This window comes from Phenylobacterium sp. (assembly GCF_036821595.1).
Lineage (GTDB): Bacteria > Pseudomonadota > Alphaproteobacteria > Caulobacterales > Caulobacteraceae > Phenylobacterium.
The window spans coordinates 1-3,920 of the sequence record NZ_DAISJG010000134.1; the positions used below are offsets into that span (position 1 = coordinate 1).

At 70.7% G+C, this 3,920-nt stretch carries 6 protein-coding genes; 4 read left to right on the forward strand and 2 right to left on the reverse strand.

Annotated features, from left to right (window positions below; translation table 11 throughout):
• The first annotated feature begins 67 nt into the window (after positions 1-67).
• From V7Z97_RS19655 to V7Z97_RS19670, 4 genes are read left to right on the forward strand one after another with little or no spacing between them, the layout of a single operon-like run.
• Complete coding sequence (locus tag V7Z97_RS19655) at positions 68-850, forward strand: succinate dehydrogenase iron-sulfur subunit (RefSeq protein ID WP_334165202.1); 783 nt, start codon at positions 68-70, stop codon at positions 848-850.
• 58 nt (positions 851-908) lie between these two features.
• The gene (locus V7Z97_RS19660; RefSeq protein ID WP_334165204.1) at positions 909-2,138 is read left to right on the forward strand and encodes an NAD(P)/FAD-dependent oxidoreductase; all 1,230 of its coding nucleotides are present in this window, start codon (positions 909-911) and stop codon (positions 2,136-2,138) included.
• Between the two features lie 30 nt (positions 2,139-2,168).
• Entirely contained in the window at positions 2,169-2,489 is a 321-nt protein-coding gene (locus V7Z97_RS19665) for a 2Fe-2S iron-sulfur cluster-binding protein (protein WP_325459664.1), read from the forward strand.
• A 1-nt stretch (position 2,490) separates the two neighbouring features.
• Positions 2,491-2,868, forward strand: a complete 378-nt coding sequence (locus V7Z97_RS19670; RefSeq protein ID WP_334165205.1) for a VOC family protein — start codon at positions 2,491-2,493, stop codon at positions 2,866-2,868.
• 21 nt (positions 2,869-2,889) lie between these two features.
• On the opposite strand, the gene V7Z97_RS19675 is transcribed toward V7Z97_RS19670, so the two are convergent.
• Positions 2,890-3,282 (reverse strand): hypothetical protein, encoded by a 393-nt coding sequence (locus V7Z97_RS19675; protein WP_334165207.1) that lies wholly within the window; start codon positions 3,280-3,282, stop codon positions 2,890-2,892.
• Positions 3,279-3,920: hypothetical protein (locus V7Z97_RS19680; protein ID WP_334165209.1), on the reverse strand; the 642-nt coding region annotated here is incomplete at its 5' end. The genes V7Z97_RS19675 and V7Z97_RS19680, both read right to left, overlap by 4 nt.

Sequence of the window (3,920 nt, forward strand, 5' to 3'; positions counted from 1 at the left end):
CTTCACCATGACCAACGACATCGCCTACATCCCGCCCAAGGCGCGGGTGTACTGAGGACGCGCGCCCATGGCCCAGTTCGTACTGCCGAAGAACTCCCGCATCACCGCCGGCAAGCACTATCCGGCGCCGGCCGGCGCGGGGCGGACCAAGACCTTCAAGGTCTACCGCTGGGATCCCGAGACCGGCGACAACCCGCGCTGGGACACCTACGAGGTGGACGTCGACGCCTGCGGCCCGATGGTCCTGGACGTCCTCATCCACATCAAGAACACCATGGACCCGACGCTGGCCTTCCGGCGCTCGTGCCGGGAGGGCGTCTGCGGCTCCTGCGCCATGAACATCGGCGGCCGCAACACGCTCGCCTGCACCCACGGCTGGGAGGAGGTTCCCGGCAAGGAGTGCCAGATCGGCCCGCTGCCGGCGACCGCCGTGGTCAAGGACCTGGTCCCCGACCTGACCCTGTTCTACGCCCAGTACGCCTCCATCAAGCCCTGGCTGCAGACCGAGACCCCCGAGCCGCAGACCGAGTGGAAGCAGTCGCCTGAGGACCGCGAGAAGCTCGACGGCCTCTACGAGTGCATCCTCTGCGCCTGCTGCTCGACGAGCTGCCCCAGCTACTGGTGGAACCAGGAGAAGTACCTGGGCCCCGCCGCCCTGCTGCACGCCTACCGCTGGATCATCGATTCCCGCGACGAGGCCACCGGCGAGCGGCTGGACGAGCTGGAGGATCCCTTCAAGCTCTACCGCTGCCACACCATCATGAACTGCGCCCAGGTCTGCCCGAAGGGCCTGAACCCGGCCAAGGCCATCGCCGAGATCAAGAAGTCGCTCGCCGACCGGGTGAGCTGACCCCCCGCCCGGCGGGTTCAAGTTGACGCCGGCGTCACTTTTGGGCATCGGATGGGGAATGTCGGGACCGGGCGAGCATGTGGTGATCTTGGGCGCGGGCCATGCCGGCGGCACGGCCGCCGCGCTGCTGCGCCAGTACGGCCACGAGGGCCCGATCACCCTGGTCGGCGACGAGCCGATCGCCCCCTACCAGCGCCCGCCGCTCTCCAAGGCCTGGCTGAAGGGCGAGGCCGACGCCGACGCGCTCGCCCTGAAGCCGCTGGAGTTCTACGCCGAGCACGCCATCGATTTCCGCCCGAACGTGCGGGCCGTGAAGATCACCCGCGGCGCGAAGACCGTGGCGCTCTCCGACGGCCAGACGCTCGCCTATGACAAGCTGATCCTCGCCACCGGCGCGCGGGCCATCGCCCTGCCGATCCCCGGCGCGGAGCTTTCCGGCGTCATGGCGCTGCGCACCGCCGCCGACGCCGAGGCGCTGAAGGCCGCGCTGGGCCCCGGCAAGCGGCTGGCGGTGGTCGGCGGCGGCTACATCGGCCTGGAGGTCGCGGCCAGCGGCCGGGCGCTCGGCGCCGAGGTCGTCGTCCTGGAGCGCGAGAGCCGCATCCTCGCCCGCGTCGCCTGCCCGGCGCTCTCCGACTTCTTCCAGGCCACCCACGAGAAGCACGGCGTCGCCTTCGAGCTCGGCTGCTCGGTCACCGGCTTCACCGGCGAGGCCGGCCGCGTCACCGGCGTCGTCCTGGCCGACGGCCGCACCATCCCCTGCGACGCCGCGGTGGTCGGCGTCGGCGCCGCGCCCAACGACGAGCTCGCCGCCGACTGCGGCCTCGAGACCGCCCGCGGCGTGGTCGTCGACCTCGACGCCCGCACCTCCGACCCCGACATCTTCGCCATCGGCGACGTCGCCCACCGCCCCATGCCGATCTACGACCGCATGTTCCGCATGGAGAGCGTGCCCAATGCGCTGGAGCAGGCCAAGCAGGCCGCGGCCGCCATCACCGGCCGCCCGCGCCCGGCCGGCGAGTGCCCCTGGCAGTGGTCCGACCAGTACGACCTCAAGCTGCAGATCGCCGGCTACGCCTTCGACGTGGACGAGATCCTGGTGCGCGGCGACCCGGCCACGGGGAAGTTCGCCGTCTTCCACCTGAAGGGCGACCAGGTCCAGGCGGTGGAGGCGATCAACGCCCCGCCCGAATTCATGATGGGCAAGCAGCTCATCCTCTCCCGCCGGCCCGTCGACAAGGCGAGGCTTGCGGACCCGAACGTTTCCATGAAAGAGGTCGCCGCCTAGAAGAGCGGCCGCCGCAGGGGCAGGACAGAGATGGCCAAGATCACCTACATCGAGCACGACGGAACCGAGCACGCCATCGAGGTGAAGACCGGCCTCACCGTCATGGAAGGCGCCGTCAAGAACAACATCCCCGGCATCGACGCCGACTGCGGCGGGGCCTGCGCCTGCGCCACCTGCCACGTCTACGTGGACGAGGCCTGGACCGCGAAGACCGGGACGAAGTCGGCCATGGAGGAGTCCATGCTCGACTTCGCCGAGGGCGTGGAGCCGAACTCCCGCCTGTCCTGCCAGATCAAGGTCACCGACGACCTCGACGGCCTCGTCGTCCGCATGCCCGAGAGCCAGCACTAGGATGTTCTCGCACATCATGGTCGGCACGAACGACCTCGACCGCGCCAAGGCCTTCTACGACGCGACCTTCGCGGCGCTCGGCGTGAACCCCGGCTTCGTCGACCGCCACCGGGTCTTCTGGCGCTCGCCCACCGGCGTCTTCTCCGCCTCCCTGCCGATCGACGGCCAGCCGGCCTGCCACGCCAACGGCGGCACCGTGGGCTTCGCCTGCGCCTCGCCCGAGCAGGTGGACGCCTGGCACGCCGCGGGGCTCACCGCCGGCGGCGTCTCCATCGAGGACCCGCCCGGCGTGCGCGAGGGCCCCACCGGCCGCATGTACCTCGCCTACCTGCGCGACCCCGACGGCAACAAGCTCTGCGGCCTCTACCGCTACCCCTGAGCCGCCACCCCTGAGCCCGGCTCAGAACACCGTCAGCTGCTCGTTGGTCCGCCGCCAGAACTGCGGCGTCTCGTAGTTCTCGTCGAGGATCACCGCCCGCTTGCGGCGGATCAGCACCCGCGCCGACGAGCGGATCCCGAACGGCTCGTAGCTGTAGACGTCCACCTGCCAGTGGATGGTGTTCACCCCCGTGGGCTTCATGTCGGCGCTGATGTCCACCACCAGCTCGTGGGTCCCCAGCCTGTCCGGCACGTCGAACACGTGCTCGGGCCCGTCGTTCACCCGCACGATCATCGCCTTGGGAAAGCCGCTGGTCTGCGGCCCGTGCGACCAGTAGCGCAGGGTGGCGGTGTACTCCGGGCTGTCGTCCTGCGGGTTCGCCGTCAGCTTCGCGATGTGGTCCTGGATGTTCATGGGGTCCTCGTCGGGTTGATGCCTGCGGGGCTGAAGGGGGCGTTGGCCGCGCGGGTCTCGGCGCGCCGGCGGGCCTTGAGATTCTCGATCAGTTCCTTCAGGGCGTCGATGATCCTGGCGAGCCCATCGGACCCGCCGGCCAGCAGCCCGGCCGTGAGCACGATATCGGCCCCACGGAACAGCGCCAGCTGATCGATGAGGTCTTTGGCCGGAGGCTCCATCAGGCCCTCGAGCGTCCGCGTCCCGGCCGCCGCGATGGCCAGGGCGAAGACGAAGCCCGCCGCCATCCGGACCCGCGCCTTCCTGGCCTTCACCTGGTCGAGCTCATCCTGCGCCCCGCGCTGGCAGGTGGCGGACAGCATCGGGTCGACGACCTTGCGCTCCAGGGCCGGGCCCTCGGGGAACAGCAGGCCGTTCAGCACCGCCAGCGACCGCTCCAGGAACAGGGCCACCACGAACAGCGCCGTGGCCACCTTCACCCCGGCCGCCGGCATGTCGCGGTAGTCCAGGCCGCCGTCCTGCGGCAGCACCGCCACCGCCACCACCCCGCCGGCCACCACCAGCGCCGTCACCGTCAACGCCTTCGCCTTCATCGACCCCTCCCGCGGCTCCGGCGCCTTGCCGGCCGGGGCCACCGT

Coding starts and splice junctions, on each gene's coding strand:
- V7Z97_RS19665 (WP_325459664.1), top strand. CDS start 2,169: ATGGCCAAGATCACCTACATCGAGCACGACGGAACCGAGCACGCCATC.
- V7Z97_RS19675 (WP_334165207.1), bottom strand. CDS start 3,282: ATGAACATCCAGGACCACATCGCGAAGCTGACGGCGAACCCGCAGGAC.
- V7Z97_RS19655 (WP_334165202.1), top strand. CDS start 68: ATGGCCCAGTTCGTACTGCCGAAGAACTCCCGCATCACCGCCGGCAAG.
- V7Z97_RS19670 (WP_334165205.1), top strand. CDS start 2,491: ATGTTCTCGCACATCATGGTCGGCACGAACGACCTCGACCGCGCCAAG.
- V7Z97_RS19660 (WP_334165204.1), top strand. CDS start 909: ATGTCGGGACCGGGCGAGCATGTGGTGATCTTGGGCGCGGGCCATGCC.